This is a genomic window from Clostridium sp. JS66, from assembly GCF_033561535.1.
GTDB lineage: Bacteria > Bacillota > Clostridia > Clostridiales > Clostridiaceae > Clostridium_AM > Clostridium_AM carboxidivorans.
Map to the genome: position 1 here is coordinate 1,572,865 of NZ_CP131467.1, position 20,571 is coordinate 1,593,435.

17 protein-coding genes and 2 pseudogenes are annotated in these 20,571 nt (G+C 32.1%); 14 read left to right on the forward strand and 5 right to left on the reverse strand.

Annotated elements, in window-relative coordinates:
* Positions 1 to 74 precede the first annotated feature (74 nt).
* Together Q6H37_RS07485 and Q6H37_RS07490 are read left to right on the forward strand one after the other, a co-directional pair.
* A complete protein-coding gene (locus tag Q6H37_RS07485) occupies positions 75 to 1,073 on the forward strand; it encodes a hypothetical protein (protein ID WP_318740547.1) in 999 nt (332 codons plus the stop codon).
* 189 nt (positions 1,074 to 1,262) lie between these two features.
* Positions 1,263 to 1,739: a MarR family transcriptional regulator gene (locus Q6H37_RS07490; protein ID WP_318740549.1), complete on the forward strand. Its 477-nt coding sequence runs from the start codon at positions 1,263 to 1,265 to the stop codon at positions 1,737 to 1,739.
* Positions 1,740 to 1,855: 116 nt separating this feature from the next.
* On the opposite strand, the gene Q6H37_RS07495 is transcribed toward Q6H37_RS07490, so the two are convergent.
* The 4 genes and pseudogenes from Q6H37_RS07495 to Q6H37_RS07505 all read right to left on the reverse strand — a co-directional run bounded on the left by Q6H37_RS07495 (position 1,856) and on the right by Q6H37_RS07505 (position 5,030).
* Complete coding sequence (locus Q6H37_RS07495; RefSeq protein WP_318740551.1) at positions 1,856 to 2,404, reverse strand: biotin transporter BioY; 549 nt, start codon at positions 2,402 to 2,404, stop codon at positions 1,856 to 1,858.
* Between the two features lie 38 nt (positions 2,405 to 2,442).
* Complete coding sequence (gene bioB, locus Q6H37_RS07500) at positions 2,443 to 3,399, reverse strand: biotin synthase BioB (protein ID WP_318740553.1); 957 nt, start codon at positions 3,397 to 3,399, stop codon at positions 2,443 to 2,445.
* Between the two features lie 284 nt (positions 3,400 to 3,683).
* Positions 3,684 to 3,773, reverse strand: a pseudogene (locus Q6H37_RS29520) (Tn3 family transposase); the annotation flags it as partial.
* 60 nt (positions 3,774 to 3,833) lie between these two features.
* A complete protein-coding gene (locus Q6H37_RS07505; RefSeq protein ID WP_318740555.1) occupies positions 3,834 to 5,030 on the reverse strand; it encodes an MFS transporter in 1,197 nt (398 codons plus the stop codon).
* Positions 5,031 to 5,284: 254 nt separating this feature from the next.
* Between Q6H37_RS07505 and Q6H37_RS07510 the strand changes: the two genes are divergently transcribed.
* The 5 genes and pseudogenes from Q6H37_RS07510 to Q6H37_RS07530 form a co-directional block, all read left to right on the forward strand.
* Positions 5,285 to 6,097: a helix-turn-helix transcriptional regulator gene (locus tag Q6H37_RS07510; protein WP_318740557.1), complete on the forward strand. Its 813-nt coding sequence runs from the start codon at positions 5,285 to 5,287 to the stop codon at positions 6,095 to 6,097.
* A 279-nt stretch (positions 6,098 to 6,376) separates the two neighbouring features.
* Positions 6,377 to 7,213 carry an aldo/keto reductase gene (locus Q6H37_RS07515; protein WP_318740559.1) on the forward strand — a complete coding sequence of 279 codons (837 nt, stop codon included), beginning with the start codon at positions 6,377 to 6,379 and terminating at the stop codon, positions 7,211 to 7,213.
* 219 nt (positions 7,214 to 7,432) lie between these two features.
* Positions 7,433 to 8,257, forward strand: coding sequence for a methyl-accepting chemotaxis protein (locus Q6H37_RS07520; protein WP_318740561.1), 825 nt, complete (start codon positions 7,433 to 7,435; stop codon positions 8,255 to 8,257).
* Between the two features lie 184 nt (positions 8,258 to 8,441).
* Entirely contained in the window at positions 8,442 to 8,882 is a 441-nt protein-coding gene (locus Q6H37_RS07525) for an OsmC family protein (RefSeq protein ID WP_318740562.1), read from the forward strand.
* 35 nt (positions 8,883 to 8,917) lie between these two features.
* Positions 8,918 to 9,121: pseudogene (locus Q6H37_RS07530) on the forward strand (nitroreductase family protein); the annotation flags it as partial.
* A 105-nt stretch (positions 9,122 to 9,226) separates the two neighbouring features.
* Here the strand turns inward: Q6H37_RS07530 and Q6H37_RS07535 are convergent.
* Entirely contained in the window at positions 9,227 to 11,014 is a 1,788-nt protein-coding gene (locus tag Q6H37_RS07535; protein WP_318740566.1) for a sigma-54-dependent transcriptional regulator, read from the reverse strand.
* Positions 11,015 to 11,275: 261 nt separating this feature from the next.
* Between Q6H37_RS07535 and Q6H37_RS07540 the strand changes: the two genes are divergently transcribed.
* The 7 genes from Q6H37_RS07540 (at position 11,276) to Q6H37_RS07570 (ending at position 20,411) form a co-directional block, all read left to right on the forward strand.
* Complete coding sequence (locus Q6H37_RS07540) at positions 11,276 to 12,556, forward strand: four-carbon acid sugar kinase family protein (RefSeq protein WP_318740568.1); 1,281 nt, start codon at positions 11,276 to 11,278, stop codon at positions 12,554 to 12,556.
* The gene (locus Q6H37_RS07545; RefSeq protein WP_318740570.1) at positions 12,550 to 13,710 is read left to right on the forward strand and encodes an iron-containing alcohol dehydrogenase; all 1,161 of its coding nucleotides are present in this window, start codon (positions 12,550 to 12,552) and stop codon (positions 13,708 to 13,710) included. Before Q6H37_RS07540 ends, Q6H37_RS07545 begins: the two co-directional genes overlap by 7 nt.
* 49 nt (positions 13,711 to 13,759) lie before the next feature.
* Positions 13,760 to 14,659, forward strand: coding sequence for a 4-hydroxy-tetrahydrodipicolinate synthase (dapA, locus tag Q6H37_RS07550; RefSeq protein WP_318740572.1), 900 nt, complete (start codon positions 13,760 to 13,762; stop codon positions 14,657 to 14,659).
* Between the two features lie 23 nt (positions 14,660 to 14,682).
* Positions 14,683 to 15,690, forward strand: coding sequence for a 4-hydroxythreonine-4-phosphate dehydrogenase PdxA (gene pdxA, locus Q6H37_RS07555; protein ID WP_318740574.1), 1,008 nt, complete (start codon positions 14,683 to 14,685; stop codon positions 15,688 to 15,690).
* A 74-nt stretch (positions 15,691 to 15,764) separates the two neighbouring features.
* Entirely contained in the window at positions 15,765 to 16,715 is a 951-nt protein-coding gene (locus Q6H37_RS07560) for a phosphoglycerate dehydrogenase (protein ID WP_318740576.1), read from the forward strand.
* 215 nt (positions 16,716 to 16,930) lie between these two features.
* Complete coding sequence (locus Q6H37_RS07565) at positions 16,931 to 18,229, forward strand: MFS transporter (protein ID WP_318740578.1); 1,299 nt, start codon at positions 16,931 to 16,933, stop codon at positions 18,227 to 18,229.
* A 211-nt stretch (positions 18,230 to 18,440) separates the two neighbouring features.
* Positions 18,441 to 20,411 carry a methyl-accepting chemotaxis protein gene (locus Q6H37_RS07570; RefSeq protein WP_318740580.1) on the forward strand — a complete coding sequence of 657 codons (1,971 nt, stop codon included), beginning with the start codon at positions 18,441 to 18,443 and terminating at the stop codon, positions 20,409 to 20,411.
* Positions 20,412 to 20,571 lie beyond the last annotated feature (160 nt).

The window sequence follows — 20,571 nt, forward strand, 5'->3', positions numbered from 1 at the left end:
CTGACACACAAGCAGGTTAATATAAAAATGTAAACAAAACAAAAATATTAAAAAGCTTGAAAGGGGAAATTTAAATGGTAAATAAAAAACTAATGACCAAGGTTATAGCAGCATTAATGGTAAGTGGTACACTTTTTTCTACTGTAACTTATGCATCAGCTAAAAGTGCAACTCCAACTACTAAAGCTAAAGCTTTCCAAAGCGGCAAGGTAGGTCATAAGAATGTAGGAACATCATTAAAAACAGAGCTTGATAAGCTTGTTACAGCAGGAACAATAACAGCAGATGAAGAAACAAAAATATTAGATTTTCAAAAACAAAAAGCTGCTGAAAAGAAAGCTGAAATGGATAAAGTAAAAGGAATGACAGCAGATCAGAGAAAAGCTTATTTTGCAGCAAACCCTAAGCAAAAAACTGATTTGTTTACTGAATTAGTCAGTGCTAACATAATAACACAAGCTAAAGCAGATGCAATTAAAGCAGCTTTACCACAAAAACAAGCAAAACATAATGAAAATAAATCAAAGCAGGGAATAAAAGCACAGCTTGATAAACTTGTTACAGCAGGAACAATAACAGCAGATGAAGAAACTAAGATATTGGATTTTGCAAAACAAAAGGCTACTGAAAGAAAAGCTGAAATGGAAAAAGTAAAAGGAATGACAGCAGATCAAAGAAAAGCTTATTTTGCAGCAAATCCTAAACAAAAAACTGATTTATTTGCTGAATTAGTTAGTGCTAACATAATAACACAAGCTAAAGCAGATGCAATTAAAGCTACTTTTCCACAAAAACAAGGTTTTAAAGCACAGCTTGATAAACTTGTTACAGCAGGAACAATAACAGCAGATCAGGAAACAAAAATATTAGATTTTCAAAAGCAAAAAGCTGCTGATATGAAAGCTCAAATGGAAAAAGTAAAAGGAATGACAGCAGATCAAAGAAAAGCTTATTTTGCAGCAAATCCTAAGCAGAAAACTGATTTATTTGCTGAGTTAGTTAGCTCTAACATAATAACACAAGCTCAGGCAGATGCAATTAAAGCAGCTTTTCCACAAAAAGCTCATAAATAGTTAATAAAAACAACCTTTAATTAATTTTAAGGGTTGTTTTCATTTTGGTATAATATTGCTTAATCCGCTTGACAATGGTGATAAAATCAGTATATATTATAAATAATTAGTAAGCCGACAATTTATATGTTAATTAAATTTTCAGGAAACTGGTTAAGAATAATACTTGTGAAAGGAAGCGAATAACAGTTGTACGAAGAAAGCAAAAAATTAGATGATAATAGAAGTAGTTCATTAAGATTATTAGAGGTAATTTCTAAAACTTCCAATATGGTTCAGAAGGTACTTAATAAATTTTACAAGGAACTTATGTTATCCGAAACTCAGTTTTCTGCACTATATTTAGTTTATTTAGCTGGAGATGATGGAATTACTTTATCTACTCTTGGTGAAAAAATGAATGTAACAAGAGCTAATATAACAACCCTTGTTGATAGAATGGTATCAAGAGGATTAATTGAAAGAATCATAAATGAAAGTGATAGAAGAAGCATAAAAGCTGTAGTAACAGATAATGGAAAGGAAATATTTAATAGTATATTACCTAAATATGAGGAATTTACATCTGTACTTCTAAACTTTTTAACTGAAAATGAAAAGAAACGTTTTAATGAATTACTATTAAAAATACAAGAAGAACTCACTAAGAATTATTTGAATGATTAATTTTATAGAGTATTTCGATTGATAATAAAAAATAAGGGGCTGTTGCATTAAGAATTTACATAGTTTTGGTATTTATTCTTAATGTAACAGCCCTAGTTAATTATAGTTTAGGATGATTAAGCTTGAAATAAATTAACCTTAATTAGTCGCTCACGTATTTTAGAACCTGCCAAAGTAGCAATTATAATTTTAGCAAGATCTCCAGGTATAAAAGGAATTACGCCTGCAGAAAATGCTGCATGTGCTGATATATGAGCTTGATATGATAACCACATACTGCCAAAAATATAGCATACAGCAGTTCCTAGAACCATACCTATAAAGCATAAATACCATTTATCAAAAAAAGTATCGATGAAGAATCCTGCAATCAGTGCCATAAAGAAAAATCCGATAATATAGCCACCAGTAGGTCCGAATAGTTTAGATGGACCACCAGAAAAATTAGAGAATACTGGGATTCCAACAAAACCGATTAACATATAGATTATATAGCTGATAGATCCTTTTTTCATACCAAGTGCGTAAAGTGCAAAATAGATTGCTAAATTTGTAAAGGAAATTGGTACTACACCAATAGGTATTGATAAAGGTCCAAGAATGCACATGACTGCAGCCATGACACCTATAACTGCCATTTGATAAGCATTAGATTTCTTCTTCATAATTTTCCTCCATTTTTATTGTATATAATAGCTAAAGGCTATTTTGAAATATCAAAGCCTAAGTTAGTTAACATTTCTTTATCTTGTATAGTATTATTACCTACAGTGGTTAACATATCACCAGTGATTGTAGCATTAGCACCAGATAGAAAAATTTTTTTACCACCATCTTTAAAGTAACTTCTGCCTGCTGCCATACGGATATATGCTGTAGGATTAATGTAACGAAAGATAGCTACGGTTCTTAAAATATCTTCTTCAGAAATAGGTTTCAAATTTTCATAACATGTTCCTTTAATAGGCATAAGTGCATTGACAGGAATAGATTCAATTTGTAATTCTGATAAGCTTACTGCCATATCAATACGATCCTCCCAAGTTTCACCCATACCAATGATACTACCAGAACAAACTTTAAAACCTATCTTTTTTGCTAGCTTAATTTCATGAATTTTGTCTTCATATGTATGGGTAGTACAAATGTTAGGAAAGTTTCGTTTTGAGGTTTCTATATTTTCATGATACATTGAAACACCAGCCTCTTTTAAACGAATAAACTCTTCTTCACTTAAAAGTCCATGAGATCCACAAAGACTAATGTTACATTCTTCATGCATTTTTTTGTAGGCTTCAAGGGCTTTATCAAGGTCTTTTCCTGATAGAGATCTACCAGCGGTAACAATAGAATAACGGTGAACTCCATTAGCTTCATTTTTTTTACAATCTTCCAAAATTACATCAGGGTCTAAAAATTCATATTCTTCAATTCCAGTGTGATGATGAGCAGATTGAGCACAAAACTTACAGTTTTCACTACAGCGACCACTGCGGCCGTTTATAATAGTACAAAGGTCAATCTTGTTGCCACACAATGCTTCACGAATCATATTGGCACCTTCAAGTAATTCTTCTATATCTGATGTTAAAAAGAAAGTGAAATCTTCGTCTCTTTTTAAACGTCTACCTGCAATAATTTGTTTTGCTAAATCCTTCATAATTAAAAACCTCCGTAAATACTTAATATGTATCCATTATAAATTATCAAAAATCATGTTTTGTATATATTGAAGTATATATGAATGGAAAAGCATTGTCAACTAAATTTAATACTATAGTTAACAATTGTACTTAATGTTTGTTCTAAGCTTTAAAAAATAAGTTTTATTAGTATGAAACACAGTATGCATATGTAGCAGGGGCACAAACAGGAGCAACTACAAACAAACTGGCTTCTGTACAGAATAAAAAATAATGCTATAAATTATGAATATGATTCAAATATATCTCTGATTCTAGGTGCAAACTTAAATCCCAGTAAATGACTTAATTCAAATACTTGATCAGTATAATCAGCAGTATCTGTATGATGAAAAAAATGCAAAATTAAGGCCACTGCCTTTGCACTTTGTTTCAAATCGTTCCCTTATTGTTACGAGAACATAGATGCACTTTTACGAGCATGAATTCGGGATATCAGGAAATAGACATAAACTACACAGAAAATAGCGCAACTTACCAATACGATTCCTATAACTCCAAATGCATGATAAACATTTGCCCCGATTAGCGAGCCTAAAGAACCGCCCAAGTAATAAAAAAACATATATAGAGAACTATATCTGCTATGATTTTGGGGATTTAATTTGTAATTGCGTCCTTGGTTGATAGTCGTGTTCATTCTTGAGCCGACATCCAGAATAAAAGTGACGAGAATCAATACAATGATCTGATTCCAACCGGCACCCAGCACAAGAAAAGAGATTAGCATAATTGAGAGTGCAAGGATATTCCACAAGTCCACTTTTTTGCTATCTGCCAACTTTCCGGAAAATCCCGCCGCTAGTGTTCCCGCAATTCCGATAAACCCAAAAGCGCCAACAACGGCACTTCCATAATAGTAAGGCGCATTCTCTAATATAAAAGATAATGAAACCCAGAAAATATTGAATACGCAAAAGGCGGATGTACCAAAAAGAATAGTTTCTTTTAACACTTTTTCTTGCTTTAGCAGTGGAAGCAGAGAGCCCATTATTTTTTTATATGATTTTACTTTCTCTGTTTGATCGTCCGGTAGAGTAAAATATAAATAGATTGCGACTATTAACAAAATAACGGCCGCAATTTCGTGTACCGCTTTCCATCCTAAAAACTGTCCGATGAACCCGCCAAACACTCTGCCAAACAGAACACCAAGAAAAATTCCAGTCAATAAATGGCTAACCCTGGCGCTCCGGGTTTCGGCTGGTGTGTGTGAGGAGACAAATGGAATAATCACTTGGGCAAAAAACGTAGATAACCCTAAAAAGAAACCTATTACCACTGCCGGATAAAATGATGATATAATAGTAATTAGAAAGATGAAAATTGCCGAAAAGACAAGGCCGGATAAAATGAGTATTCGTCGGCTAAACATATCTCCGAGTGGTACTAACAGAAACAGGCCGATTGTGTAACCTATTTGAATTGCCGTGACCAGCAGCCCGGAAGTAGATATGGAAACTGAGAAGTATTTAGCAATATTAAAAAGCAAAACCTGATCGTAATATAAATTGGCAACGGCGGCGGCACACACAGCCGTTAATATGATTAAAAGTGATTTGGAAAATTGTCTATTTTTAATTTGCATTCTTTTCCCCCTCTAAATTTTGAAATTTAACTCTCAAAGAGAGTATATCGGTTTCAATACTGGAGTAAAAGAGATGTAATTATCCTAGGATAATTTATACCATCGACGGAGAAGAAGTGTGCGGAGGAATATATTTGGCAATGAACCAAATTAATTGAGAATTTATTTTTAAAAGATATTGGATATATAAAAGATCAAATTAAAAAGTAGTGTAAAAAACTTTACACTAACTGCGGATGTTTAGGAGGTATCATATGACAAAGAGTAAGGAACTCGGATATTTTATAAAAATGAAGCGCCTGACATTGTGTCCTGAGCAATTCAAGATTCCTGTAGATAGTAGAAGAAGGGTAAAAGGACTCAGGCGAGAAGAGGTTGCTGATTTAGCAGGAGTTAGTGTTGATTGGTATGTACGTATTGAGCAAGGCAGAGAAAACGTAAACCCATCAGACGCCGTTCTAAATTCATTGGCCAAGGTATTACAACTAAATTTTGAAGAGAAAGAATATCTATTTCATTTGGTAGATAAAATTCCGCCAATGGATGATGAGCCATATGTAACGGTTTCAGAAACTCTACAAAAATTTCTGGATAGTCAGAATCCAAGCCTTGCCTATGTCATGGATCGTAACTTTACCGTCATTGCATGGAATAAAGCAGCTACAAGGGTCTATGGCGGCTATGAAAATGCAAATGAAAAAGAGCGAAACTTAGTTTGGAGGGTATTTCACGATCCATATATCAAGGAAATTTTGGATGACTGGGAAGGATATGCCAAACTAAGAGTGGAACAATTGAGGACAAAACTAAGTATATATCAGAACAATTCTTTTATGGTGGATATGATTAATGACTTACAGAATGATAAATTTTTCAAGCATTGGTGGAATAGCGCAGAAGTCGTTGGGACTCCAGAAGGGCAAAAGCTCTTACATCACCCAACAGTCGGAGATTTATACCTTAGTCATATAACTTTAGAAACGACTGAAATAAAAGGTGCATATGTTATGATTCAGATGCCTGTTGACGAGAGTACAAAAAATAAATTGCAACAACTGACACTTTAAAATTTGGTAATGTAAATTAACTTGCTACAAAAGATAGAAGATACTGGCTTCATAAGATTGAAAAGAAGCCTTCAGTGAAGATTCAAGGATTTTACAGGAGTACAAACAGCAGTAGGCAGCAACCCAAGTGGAGGCTATTCATTAAATGGATTGATTAAGAAATTTAGTTATTCTTCTTCAACCCTAAGTGAAAGTGAAATTTTATTAGAACGTATATTTACAAAATAAATTTTTATTGATATGTTTTTATTAAGAAATGTGAAAGGTAGGTTATATATTATGAGTGAAAAATTTAAAGTATTATGTAATGGTGTAAAGATGCCTTTAATAGGATTTGGAACATATAAATCTGGAAGTAACGGTGAAACAGCAAGAATAGTAAAATGTGCTCTAGATACAGGATATAGACAGATAGATACTGCATCCTTTTATGGTAATGAAGTTGGAGTAGGCAATGGTATAAAAGATAGTGGAGTAAATAGGGAAGAAATATTTTTGGTAACTAAGCTTTGGAATGATAACCATGGATATGAAAAAACTATTAAGGCTTTTAATGAATCATTAGAAAAATTACAAGTAGAATATATAGATTTATATCTTATTCATTGGCCTAATAAGCTAAATTCTGAGACTTGGAGAGCCTTTGAATATCTTTATGAAATAGGTAAAGTAAAAGCAATTGGAGTTTGCAATTTTAAAATAGGACATTTAGAAGAATTAAGAAAAAGCGCAAAAATAATGCCAATGGTAAATCAGATAGAGGTACATCCTTTAAGTTCTAAAAATGATATGCTCAATTATTGTAATGAAAATAATATTCAGCTGGTAGCTTGGAGTCCAATAATGAGGGGAAAAATATTTTCAAATGAAGTGATGATTAATTTATCAGAAAAATATAAAAAAACTATAGCACAAATAGCATTAAGATGGCATATACAAAGAGGAATTATACCTATACCAAAATCCTCAAATGAAGAAAGAATAAAAGAAAACTTAGATATTTTTGATTTTGAACTTTCTAAAGAAGATATGAAGGTCTTAGATTCATTAAATGAAGGGGATAATGTATCTGTATCTGGTGTTCCAGAAAATACCACATACCTTAGTTTGGAATAAATTGGAGTATAATATGTGAAATTATAACAATTATTGTATTCTGGAATAATTATTGTACTTATAACTAAGCTATACTTCTTTTCTTATGAAAGTACTCAAAATAGGATGCATTTTCAACTTAAGCCATGATATAATGTAATTAACTTTTAATTGGTATTTGTCCTATATATAATGTTATGCTATTAGTATAGCACTTTGAGTTTTTTGGGGGTATAAATAATGATTGAAATCGAAAATAAATTACAAAAGGCTTTTGAAGAAATGATGCCTTATATGCAGAGCTTTTTTGAAGACGAAATAGCTTTTACTATGTCAACAACAGATCATTTTATAAAAGTAGTAAACAGTGAAAACATAAATATGAATGCACAGCCAGGAGATCCTTTAAGGCCAGGTGGTGCTGCTTATGAGTGTATTAAAGCAAAAAAAACAGTGTCATCAATAGTTCCAAAAGAGGTTTTTGGAGTAGAGATCAAGGCTACAGGGATTCCTGTAAAGGATGACAAAGGGGTTATTATAGGCAGTATAGTTCTTGTTAAAAGTTTAAAAAGGCACTATGAAATATTAAATTTATCAAAAACTTTATCTGAATCCCTTAGTGAAATGTCTAAAGCGGCAAGTTTAATTTCAAAAGGAATTGAAGTTGCTGTAGGGGCTAATGATACTATTTTAACTGAAGTTAAGCAAGCTGATGAGAATGCTAAAAATACAGATGAGATACTAAATTTTGTTAGAAACATAGCTTCTCAAACTAATCTTTTAGGCTTAAATGCTGCTATAGAAGCTTCTAGAGCTGGAGAATACGGAAAAGGTTTTTCTGTAGTTGCAAAAGAAATTAGAAAATTATCCAGTTCAAGTAATCAATCTATAAATGAGATAAATAATACCTTAACTAAAATAGAAAATTCAGTACATAATATTTCTAATGGTATTGTGTCAACAACGGATACCTTTAAAGACCAGTTATCTCAAATTCAAAATATGGATGCTGTATTACAAGAATTAAGTCCTCTAGCATCAAAATTAAATGAATTAGCAAAATAAATTAGTTTTCATAATAAATTTAAAATAGAATTCCATCCTTTGTTTTATTTAAACGTGCTTATACAATAAAACAATGAATGGAATTTCTTCATTTACTATACGATTTAAAAATAATGTTTAGTATTAATTGATTGGGAGATACTTGTAGTTGTAATGTTAATTAAATTTATAAAGGAGTGGTATTATGGCGATAACAACATTTAGAGCAGTAACAAGACGAAAGGAAGGTCTTGCAGTTACATCAGAAGCAAGAGGGTTTAAGGTAGATATTGACGAACCAGAAAAATTAGGTGGAACTAACACTGGAATGAATCCAGTTGAATTAGTTCTCTGCGCTCTAGGTGGATGTCAAACAATCCTTGCAGCATCTTTTGCCGAAAAAATGAGAATAAATCTTGAGGATTTTTGGATAGAGTTAGAAGGTGAATTAGATCCAGATGGATTTATGGGGTTATCGGATGTAAGACCGGGATACCAGAAGGTAAGATATAATATGCATATAAAGAGTGATGCTTCAGAAGAAAAAATTAAGAAGTTTATTGAATTAATTGAGAAAAGATGCCCGGTAGGAGATACAATAGGAAATGCTGTTGAACTAGAAAAGGCAAAGATTACATTAGAATGAAAAATCAAAATAATTTATTAGAATGTAATGATTTATTATTCGCACCTTCATTAGGATTTGGATCATGCTGGGCAGGAATTTTTGAGTATTGCATAGCTGTTGAAAACTCACCACTACTTAAATTATTCAATATTCGTGAAGATAAAAAGGCCGTAGCCGCCGTTATGGTTGGTTATCCTAAGTATAGTTATAAGAGATTAGTTGATAGAAATCCATTAGATGATACCTTTATAGAATAAGCCTTTAACATTTCTAACCACTACAAAAAATTGTAGTGGTTAGATGCTTTTATCTTACAACTTCACTTAAATTGTAGTGCTTTTGTTTTAGTATTTGAAGATCATCTATTTAGATTTAATTAAACGCCACAATGTAGTTCGACTGATTTTGAGACTTTCAGCAGCCTTGGTTTGATTGCCGTTACACACCTCAATTACCTTTAGTGCAATATTTTTGTCAATTTCACTAAGAGGACGAGATAGGTCTAATAGCTCTGCAGAATATTTAGAATTGAAAGAAGTTGAAAAAATAGTTTTCTCTTTACTTAAGACTTCTTTTACCTCATCAGAAGAAATATATTGACCTTTAGTTATTATAGCGAGATTTTGAATAACCCGAGTAAATTGAGTATAGTTATAAGGCCATGAAAATTCGCAAAGCATCTGTAGTGCATCTGGAGTGATTCCTAAAATTTGTTTTCCAGTAGATATATTTAGTTTGTTAAGATATAGTTTTACAATTGAATCTATGCGCGCTGGATCATCTCTTAATGCTGGCAAAGTGATGATAAAACAATGCAGGTGATTTACAAATGCCATCATATTTGAATCAAGTGTTCCGCTAGAAGAACTTATACATGAAAGTAAAACTCTATTTCTTTTACAAATTTCCATATCTGTCATGGCAATTAAAAGCTCCTTTTGCTGCTGCTGACTTAAACCATTTACATTTTTTATAAAGATAGTGTTACCAGAATCACATAAAGGTGAATTATGATTATTTAAAATGTAATCCCATATTTTATCACTTAATAGAGTACAATCAATTTCTATAAATGGCTGCTTAACTGCAGGACTGTTTAGATAGATAGCCTTAGCAATTTGCTTTTTTCCTGTACCATCTTCACCACAAATCATAACAGGGTAAAAATTTTGATTTACTTGGTCAATGGTGCTGTTAAGTTTATCAATTGAACCAACTATACTATAAGCACTATTGAAATAATCTGCTTCTGCTTCTTTACTCCCACTGTAATTGATACCGCATTTGTTGCCAGATAGTGGAGGCTTACTAACAGAAAAATAGAAAGCTATATATTCAAATTCGTCAGAGAGAATTCTCTGTCCTTGAATAGAATAAAGCAGGTTATTTTGACGATGTAAGAAATGACGTTTTCCAGTTGGAAGAACTTCATCTATTTTTTTATGAAGTGTACCTAAAATATCCGTATCATCATCTGAAAGCGTAGAATAAAATAATTTTCCATCGTTTGTAAAAACTACTGTTTTGGCATCTCTTCCATGGATAAGTTGTCTTAAAAAGTGATTTTCAGATCTCATATTAGTATAGTTATTACAGTAAAAGACAGAAGTATCAAATGCAGCACGAATACTTTCAATTCCTGATGTAATTAAAAATGCATTCATACCAAATTTTCTAGCAGTTGTATAGGTAATCATATCACAAAGAATAGCATGGTAACCAGCATCTTTTAAATTTTGTAGAATTGAAATATCTTCATCTGCAGAATTTATTGTAAATATGTCAATTTCATATGGCAATAATTCCATTAAAGATAAAAGATTTTTTGTGATATTTGGGAAACCAACTACTGCGACTTTTTTTGTATCAGCATCTGATAATTTTAGAGTACGTAAAATATCATAAACAGATGTGTTAATTTCAATTACAGGCAGTGAAACTGACTGTTGAAGTAATTTAGCAGTACCACCTCGTGATATAATAACATCGTAGTTTCCGTGAAAATTATTTTGAGCGATTTCCACTCCTTTTTTTAGATCTCCTACCGTAATTGTCAGATCTATATTGGGATAATCTTTTGAGATCTTAATTAGTAAAGGCTGCATACTGGCATAGGGTGCAATAGCTAAAATTCTTATTTTAGATGACATTTTATATCTCTCCTTATAATTATATGTTCAAATATGAAATGCTTATGTAACAATATTATAATATTTTATAAATAAATACAATAAATTTTAATATTGTTTCAAAATTAAACAAAAAATGTGGACGTTTTCATTTAATGGCATTATAAGTTCTGATATTATAAGGTCATAAAGAACACGGCATAATGTGCAGGAAATCTTTATTAGATATTTTATCTTTATTAATAGAAATCATTACATTAATTGGAGGAGGCCTTACATTACATGGTTAAACTATTGATAATAGCAGATGATTTTACAGGAGCACTAGATACAGGTGTACAGTTCACAGTTAGTGGTGCTGTAACATATGTGATAGTTGATTCTCAAATCGATTACACTAAAATAGAGTCAAATGTGGAAGTATTAGTAATTGATGCAGAGACTCGCCATCTTGATAAGGCAGAAGCTTATCAAAAAGTATTTTCAATTGTGAGACAAGCAACTGAAATTGGGATTCCATATATTTATAAAAAAACCGATTCTGGTTTGCGTGGAAATATTGGTGCAGAACTCACGGCGGCAATGCTGGCAAGTAGATCAAAACACATTCATTTTATTCCTGCATTTCCGAAAATGGGTCGCACTACTGTAAATGGTATACATTATATAAATGGAGTTCCTGTTGCTCAAAGTATTTTTGGTAAGGATCCGTTTGAGCCAGTCCGTTACTCAGATATAAAAGGAATTATTAATTCTCAGTCTAAGCTTCCAGTTCACATTATGGGTGCAGATATTTCAGAATCATGTGAATCAACAGAGGGAATCATAGTGTATGATTCCAGTTGTGATCAGGATATCAAAAATATTGCTGAAAAGCTTAAGAAAAAGGATGAAATGCATCTAATAGCTGGTTGTGCAGGATTAGCTTCTATATTATCACAGATTCTTCAGCTTGGAAGCGAAAGACCTAGAGTACCTGAAATAAAACCCAATATGTTTATAGCATGCGGTAGTGTTAATCCAGTTTCAGTTGCTCAATGCAATGATGCAAAGTGTAAGGGAATACCATATTTTCGACTTACTCCAGAGCAAAAGCTGAACACTGATTGGGCAGAAAATTGTGATGCAGATGAATTTATTCAGAATTTGTATGATTCTAGTGAAAATAATCATATGGTCATTCTTGATACAAACGATATGGAAGGCACTGAAAGTACAACTGCTTATGCACAGAAAAGAGGAATTTCAGCTGAACAGATGCGTATACACATTATGTCTGGCATGGGCAAGATTCTGAAAAGGTTGATTGACAAAGGATGTGATAGCACCATTTTCATTATGGGGGGAGATTCACTCCTTGGATTTGCACGTGAGGCTGGTATTAAGGGGATATTTCCTGTATGTGAAATGGATTGTGGAGTTGTACTTTCACAGCTTAATTATGATGGAAAGATGCTAAATGTAATTTCAAAATCTGGAGGGTTTGGTAAAAAAACTCTATTTAGCGATTTATCAAAAATGCTTTTAAGATTAAATGAGGGAAAGGAAGTTATAAAATGTTAGAAAAATATAATCTAAAAATGCCACGTGTTGTATATAGCGGGGAAAATTCATTAGAAAATATAAAAACAATTATTTTGGAAAATAAAGTAAATAAGTTAGCTGTTTTTACAGACAAAGGAATTGAAAGTGCAGGTTTATTAGATTATCCTATGAACTTTGTGAATGCAGCAGGAGTTGAAGTAACTATACTTGATGATCTACCACCTGAACCTACATATAGTCAAGTACAAAAGCTTGTAGATGAATTTAAGGCAAGTAAAGCTGATTTTATTATGGCAGTAGGCGGAGGCAGTGTTATGGATACTGCAAAACTTGCTAGTATACTTGCAACAGATGAGTATGGAGTTCATGAATTATTAGATGAACCTAAATTAGCTAAAAAGTGTATAAAGACTTTGATGATACCTACAACGGCTGGAACTGGAGCTGAAGCTACACCTAATGCAATCGTGGCAGTTCCTGAGAAAGAATTAAAGATAGGTATAGTAAATGAAGAAATGATTGCAGATTATGTTATTTTAGATGCAATTATGATTAAAAAGTTACCTAGAAAAATTGCAGCTGCTACTGGTGTAGATGCATTAGCTCATGCTATTGAGTGCTTTACTGGAAATAAGGCAAATCCTTTCAGTGATATTTTTGCTCTAGAGGCTTTGGATATGATTCTTAATAATATTGTTAAGGCTTGTGATGATGCTGAAGCAATGAGTGCTAAAAATAAAATGCAAATTGCAAGTTTTTACGCAGGAGTTGCAATAACAGATTCAGGAACAACAGCTGTACATGCTTTAAGTTACCCACTTGGTGGTAAATATCATATTGCTCATGGTGTTTCTAATGCGATTCTTTTGGTACCTGTAATGAGATTTAATGAACCAGTATGCCGTGAAAAATTTGCTGAAGCATATGACAGATGTGTTCATGGAGAAAAAACTTGCACTACTGTGGAAGAAAAAAGTGAATTTATGATTAATCAGTTTGAAAAAATTGTAAAGCATTTGGATATTCCAACAAGTCTATCTACTTTTGATGTACCAGCATCTGATTTGGATCTTTTAGTTGATGCAGGAATGCAGGTTACACGTTTACTAGATAATAATATGCGTAAAGTTACCAAAGAAGATGCATGTGAATTATATAAACAAATTCTTTAAATTAAAGTTTTTATAGAAAATTAAGGTTTTATAGAAAGGATGTTTAAAAATGAAACAAGTTGAAATTAAAGGAATTATATCAGCAATGATTACACCAATGAATGAGGATGAATCTATAAATGTTGATGCACTTAGAGAACAAGTAAATCGCCAAATTGAAAGTGGTGTACATGCTATATTCTGTTTTGGTACTAATGGAGAAGGTTATATTTTAAATAAAGAAGAAAAGAAGTTAGTTCTTAAAACTGTAATTGAAGAAACTAATGGACGTGTTCCAGTATATGCAGGTACAGGATGCGTTTCAACTAAAGAAACAATTGAACAATCAAAAATGGCAATGGATTTAGGAGCTGATGCATTAAGTATAATTACACCTAGCTTTGCAGTAGCCAGCCAAAATGAATTATATGATCATTATAAAACTGTAGCTGAAGCAGTAGATATGCCAATCATATTATATAATATTCCAGCTCGTACTGGTAATGCTTTAGCTCCAGCAACAGTTGGAAAGTTAAGTGAAATTCCTAACATTATTGGTGCAAAAGATTCTTCAGGTAATTTTACAAATATTCTTGGATATATTTCTGCAACTGAAAAAAACAATTTCAGTGTTTTATCTGGAAATGACCAATTAATTCTTTGGGCTTTAAAAGCAGGTGGTGTTGGAGGTATTGCAGGATGTGCTAATGTATATCCTCACACTATGGCATCAATTTATAATTCTTATATGGAAGGTAATTGGAAAAAGGCCAAAGAATATCAAGATAGCATAGCTAGTTTCCGTGGCTGCTTCAAATATGGAAATCCAAATACAGTTGTTAAAACAGCAGTATCATTATTAGGATACAATGTTGGTAAATGTCGTGCACCTTTTAATCAATTACCACAAGAAGGTATTGAAGCTTTAAAGAAAGTATTAAAGGAAAATGCAGATAAAGGAATGAGATAATTTTATAGCAAGGAGGAAAAGAGATGCTTAAAAAACCTGTAATTGGTATTACAATGGGTGATGCAGCGGGAATTGGTCCTGAAATTATAGTAAAGGCATTAAGTCATAGAAATGTATATGATATTTGTGCACCAGTTGTAATAGGAGATCCAAAGTTTTTAAAAAAAGCAATAAAAATTACTAAGTTTGATGTAAGCTTAAATTTAATAAATGATATAAAGGATGCAGAGTTTTCATATGGTAAAATTGATTGCTTTAATATTGATATAATTCCTGAAGATTTAACTATTGGAAAAATGTCACCGGTTGCCGGAGATGCAGCATTTCAATTTGTAAAAAAAGCTGTTGAACTTGCAAAAGAAAATAAAATACAAGCTATTTGCACCGCACCTTTAAATAAGGAAGCAATGCAAAAAGGTGGACATAAATTTGCTGGACATACAGAAATTTTAGCAGAATTAACTAATACAAAAGATTATTCAATGATGTTATCATCACCAAAACTTAAGGTAATTCATCTTACAACACATGTGGGTATTGTAAAAGCAGTTGAAATGATAAATCCTGAAAGAACTTATAGGGTTATTAAATTAGCTAATGATGTATTAACTAGAGCCGGATACAAGAATCCGAAGATTGCAGTTTCTGGCATAAATCCACATGCTGGTGAAAATGGACTTTTCGGAAATGGTGAGGAAGAAGAAAAGTTGATTCCAGGAATAAAGAAAGCTCAAGAAGAAGGCATAAAAGTAAGTGGCCCTTATCCACCTGATACAGTATTTCTTCGTGCTGTAAATGGTGAGTTTGATATTGTAGTTGCATGCTATCATGATCAAGGACATATTCCTATAAAAGTTCTTGGAATGGAAGATGGAATAAATGTAACAGTTGGTTTAAACGGAGGAGTAATACGTACATCTGTTGACCATGGAACGGCTTTTGATATAGCAGGAAAGAATATAGCTGATGACAAGAGTATGTTAGAGGCAATTAAATCTGCAGTTGAATTAGTGCCTAAAGATAATAATTAATGATATTAATTATCAAATCAGTATGAAAATTTATTTCATGCTGATTTGATAAAGTAAGAGAGGACGTGTAAAAAATGAAAGTTATATCTACATCACCTTCATTTGCAAAGTATTCAAAAGAACCTATTGAGTTGTTAAATAAAAATGGCATAGAAGTAAGTTACTTACCAGCAGGTATTGCTGAGGATGAATTTATAGAAAAAATACATGATGTTGATGCATTAATAGTTGCATTTACTCAAATAAATGAAAACGTATTAAAAAATGCTCCAAACTTAAAAATTGTATGTAAACATGGAGTTGGAGTTGACAACATTGATGTAGAAGCAGCAAAAAAGAGAAATATATATGTAACAAATGTACCTAATGCCAATAAACATGCTGTTGCAGATTTTGCATTTACACTTATGCTTGCTTCGGCAAGACAAATTCCTCAAGCTGACAATTTAACAAAGAAAGGCGAATGGCCAAGAATATTTGGAACTGATGTTTATGGTAAAACTTTAGGAATTGTTGGACTTGGAAATATAGGTAAGGAAGTTGCATTTAGAGCAAAGGGATTCAGCATGAACATAGTAGCATATGATTCTTATCCAGACGAAAAGTTTGCAGCTGAAAATGGAATTAAATTTGTAACAATAGACGAATTATTAAAGCAAAGTGATTTTGTTTCAATTCATATTCCGCTTTTAGATAGTACTAAAGGTTTAATTAATTATGAAAAACTTAGATTGATGAAAAAAAGTTCATATTTAGTTAATGCTTCAAGAGGTGGAATTGTTGTAGAAGAAGATCTTTATAAAGCATTAAAAGAAAATGTAATTTCAGGAGCAGCTTTGGATGTATTTGAAGAAGAACCTTTAAAGTTCCATCCATTGTTTGAATTACCTAATTTAATTGCAACACCTCACATTGCAGGATATACAGCTGGAGCTACTGATGCACTTGGAATGACTTGTGTAAAAAATATTGTTAATGTACTAATAAATAATGAAAAACCTAATTTTGTTGTAAATGGCCTTTAATAGTTTTAAACATTTCACCCCATATTCAGTAGAAAAATTGCAAGATAATTGAGAATATTCAATAAAACAATGACTTATAAACTTGTTGATATATGTTAAGATGCTGTTTATCTAATTATAAATGAACGGTTTTGTATGCTGAATATGGGGAGAATTTTAGCATGTAAGAATACGATTACAAAAGATTTAAAATATTAAATTTAGGAGGGAAATTTATGGAAAACAATAAAAGATCAAATGCTCGTTGGATTGTAGCTGGTTTAATGTGGGCTGCAATAGCTATTAATTATATCGATCGTACAGTTCTTTCAGCATCAGCTACACAAATAACCAAACAATTTCATCTATCATCTGCACAAATGGGTATTCTTATGTCAGGATTTTTCTGGTCATATGCACTTTTGCAAATCCCAGCTGGATGGTTTGCAGATAAATTCGGTCAAAAAAAGACTTTGGGTTTTGCTGTTGGTTGGTGGTCAGTGATGACTGCGGCTACTGGATTAGGAGTAGGATTTAAGTCTTTGTTAGGATTACGTGTTGGCTTGGGTGTAGGGGAAGCAGGAGCATATCCAAGTAATGCAGGTATTGCAGCAAAGTGGTTTCCTAAAAAAGAGCGTGCTACAGTTTCAGGACTTTTTGATAGTGGTTCCAAATTTGGAGGAGCCGTTGCTATGCCGCTAATAACATGGCTTATAGTAAGTTATGGTTGGAAAATGACTTTTGCAATCATAGGTTCACTTGGTATAGTATGGACTGTGATCTGGCTTTTATATTTTAAAGAAACTCCTGAAGAGCATAAAGGTGTAAATGAAGCTGAATTAAATTACATTTGTGAAGGAATGGAGAAGGAAGAAGAAGGTAACAAAGAGCTGCCTATGAAATGGTATGAGCTTTTAAAATATAAAAATATTTGGGCAATGTGTATTGGATTTTTTATGATTAACTACAATTCATATTTCTTTATTACTTGGTTACCTACATATTTAGTTAAAGAAAGAGGCATGAATTTAATGCAAATGGGATTTGCAGCATCATTACCTTTAATATGTGCAATGATTGCAGAAGTAGCAGCTGGCTGGGCATCAGATAAGGTTTATTCAAAAGGGATACTTTCTTTAACTGCAACTAGAAAACTATTCTTAATAATTGGTTTACTTATGGCATCATTTATAGGTGTAGCAGCGTTCACTCACTCTGCAGTATTAGCAGTTGTATTATTGTGTATTGCTAAGTCAGGTAATACTATAGCGGCTTCCCAAGTATGGGCATTACCTGGAGATGTTGCACCTAAAAATATGACATCTATAGTTGCTGGAATGCAAAATACAGTTTCTAATATGGGTGGAGTAGTAGGACCTATCATTACTGGATTTATTGTTACAGCTACTGGTTCATTTGTGCCTGCATTATTATTCTCGGCTGGTTTAATTGTACTTGGAATTATTAATTATGTATTCCTTTTAGGTAAAGTGGAGAGAATTGAACCTAAAAATCAATCATATACTGTAGCTTAATCATAATAAAGAATTTTTACATGCAATAAAAGCTTTTCTTAGTTATATGTATATTAAGGAAAGCTTTTATTTTTAGAATTTAATTATAGCATTGTGTAAATATTGATTTAATACTTACAGTAAGATATTAAGAGATGTGTAAAAGGAAACAATATGATATTGCACTTAGCTGTAAGATAAAAGTTATGAAAACATACTAGGGGGATAATACATGAGTATTAAGAAAAAATTAACAGCAGCACTTTTTTTAGCAAGTTCTTTTCCGCTTATAATTTTTATTGTTATTAGCTTACATTTTTCGCAAAGAACTGTCACAGAAAGTATTATGTCAGAAAATTTAGGAAAAGCACAAGTGGTTCAGCAAAAGATATTTAATTTAATTGATAAAGATTTATCAGGTGTAAGGGTTTTGGCAAAAAATCCAGTTATTAGGTCTTGTGATAAAGAAAAAATAAGACCAATTATTCTAGAAGCTAAAAAAGTATACCCGGATTTTTTTGCAATTTCACTCACTAATCCTAATGGTCAACAATTTGTAAAAACAGAAACCTCAGCATTTGTTAATATATATGATCGTGAATTCTTTCAATTGGCTATTAAAGGAAAAGAAGAGGTTATATCCGATGTTCTTGCAAGTAAATCTACAGGAAAACTTCAAACTATACTGGCCACACCGATAAGAGATAGTGAAAATGGACATGTAATAGGTGTATTACAGGGAACTATTGAACTTGATATGTTAAATAATTTTGTTAAAGAGCTCTCGAAAGGCGATGTTACAGTATACATTTTGGACCAGCATGGTAAGATGATAGCTCATCCTACACAAAAAGTAGATAAACTAGGTGATCGCACAGATTTAAGTAACCTCGAATTTGTAAAGAAGGGGTTAGCAGGGAATAGTAATTCAATGAAAGTTACGGTTAATGGTAAGAGTATGCTCGTGAGTTATATTAAGGATAATAAAACTGGATGGCTTATATGTGCAGAAATTCCATATAGTATAGCAGTTCAAAAAAGTATACAAGATTCAATAACTACTTCTCTAATAGGTTTGATGATACTAGTTATTACTTGTATTGTAATGTACTTGTTATCTAGTAAGGCAACTAAACCAATTCTAGTACTAGTGTCTGCAGCAAATGGCATTGCAAAAGGAGATTTAAGGATTAAAGATATAAGCATAAAGTCAAAAGATGAGTTAGGCACATTAGGCAAAGCTTTTGAAAAAATGTTAACTAATTTGAAAGAATTAGTAGATAAAGTTAAAGAATATGCTTTAAGAGTTTCGCAATCATCTAAAGAAATGATTAGTGTTTGCGACCAGCAAACCAAAGTTGCTTCTAACACTGCAAATAGTGTTAGCGGAATTACAGAAAAGACTTTGCTTGTAAATTGTAGTATAAATAAAATAAGCACTAATATGAGTAACTTGGATAAAACAATGATAGATATAAGCAAAAAATCTAATGCTGTTTCGGAGGTAGTTAAGGATGCATCTGCTTATTCTGAAAAGGGAAGGAATGAATTATTAAAAGTAAACACAAGTATGAAAGATATTCAGTGTTCAGTTAATGACACTGCTGTAGTAATAAATAAACTAGGAGAACATGCAAAAGCAATAGAACAAATTACGAAAGTTATAAAAGATATATCTGAGCAAACAAATTTATTAGCGTTAAATGCTGCTATTGAGGCAGCTCGTGCTGGTGAGCATGGGAAAGGCTTTGCAGTTGTTGCAGATGAAGTTCGGAACTTAGCTGAACAAACTAAGATTGCTACTGGACAAGTAAGTAATATAACAAATGGGATTCATAAAGAAACGGAGCATATAGTTGCTGTAATAAATAAAGGTGTAAATGAAGTAACTTGTGGTTCAGAAGTAATAAATGAGGCAAATACATATTTTAGGTTAATATTCAAAGCTATTAAGGAAATTTCAGCAAACATGGAATCAGTAAACAGCTCAATAGAATCTATGAATAAAGAAGGCAAAGAAGTATCCAATAATTTAAATACAATAGTTAAAATTTCAGAAGAATTAAGTTCAGATACGCAGTGCATATCTGCTGCAACAGAAGAGCATGTGGCTTCAATTGAGGAAATAACAGCATCGACTCAAAATTTTGGTGAAATGGCAGAAAATCTTGAGAAATTAATTAATATGTTTAAGACTATGTAGTAAATAAAGAATAGATGATTGTACAATGAATAGAAGAACTCATATTTAAGATTCATGTAGATATTTTAAATAATATGAAACAATAGATAAAGTCATTTGATAAGCTGGATGCCAAGGGATGTTGCATTACAAGGATTAAATCCTATAGCATCAAAATTAA

Bases quoted from the DNA above. Each gene is read 5' to 3' on its own strand.
- Q6H37_RS07520 (WP_318740561.1), top strand. From the start codon at position 7,433: ATGATTGAAATCGAAAATAAATTACAAAAGGCTTTTGAAGAAATGATG.
- Q6H37_RS07525 (WP_318740562.1), top strand. From the start codon at position 8,442: ATGGCGATAACAACATTTAGAGCAGTAACAAGACGAAAGGAAGGTCTT.
- Q6H37_RS07570 (WP_318740580.1), top strand. From the start codon at position 18,441: ATGAGTATTAAGAAAAAATTAACAGCAGCACTTTTTTTAGCAAGTTCT.
- Q6H37_RS07485 (WP_318740547.1), top strand. From the start codon at position 75: ATGGTAAATAAAAAACTAATGACCAAGGTTATAGCAGCATTAATGGTA.
- dapA (WP_318740572.1), top strand. From the start codon at position 13,760: ATGAAACAAGTTGAAATTAAAGGAATTATATCAGCAATGATTACACCA.
- bioB (WP_318740553.1), bottom strand. From the start codon at position 3,399: ATGAAGGATTTAGCAAAACAAATTATTGCAGGTAGACGTTTAAAAAGA.
- Q6H37_RS07545 (WP_318740570.1), top strand. From the start codon at position 12,550: ATGTTAGAAAAATATAATCTAAAAATGCCACGTGTTGTATATAGCGGG.
- Q6H37_RS07560 (WP_318740576.1), top strand. From the start codon at position 15,765: ATGAAAGTTATATCTACATCACCTTCATTTGCAAAGTATTCAAAAGAA.
- Q6H37_RS07535 (WP_318740566.1), bottom strand. From the start codon at position 11,014: ATGTCATCTAAAATAAGAATTTTAGCTATTGCACCCTATGCCAGTATG.
- Q6H37_RS07505 (WP_318740555.1), bottom strand. From the start codon at position 5,030: ATGCAAATTAAAAATAGACAATTTTCCAAATCACTTTTAATCATATTA.
- pdxA (WP_318740574.1), top strand. From the start codon at position 14,683: ATGCTTAAAAAACCTGTAATTGGTATTACAATGGGTGATGCAGCGGGA.
- Q6H37_RS07510 (WP_318740557.1), top strand. From the start codon at position 5,285: ATGACAAAGAGTAAGGAACTCGGATATTTTATAAAAATGAAGCGCCTG.
- Q6H37_RS07515 (WP_318740559.1), top strand. From the start codon at position 6,377: ATGAGTGAAAAATTTAAAGTATTATGTAATGGTGTAAAGATGCCTTTA.
- Q6H37_RS07495 (WP_318740551.1), bottom strand. From the start codon at position 2,404: ATGAAGAAGAAATCTAATGCTTATCAAATGGCAGTTATAGGTGTCATG.
- Q6H37_RS07565 (WP_318740578.1), top strand. From the start codon at position 16,931: ATGGAAAACAATAAAAGATCAAATGCTCGTTGGATTGTAGCTGGTTTA.
- Q6H37_RS07540 (WP_318740568.1), top strand. From the start codon at position 11,276: ATGGTTAAACTATTGATAATAGCAGATGATTTTACAGGAGCACTAGAT.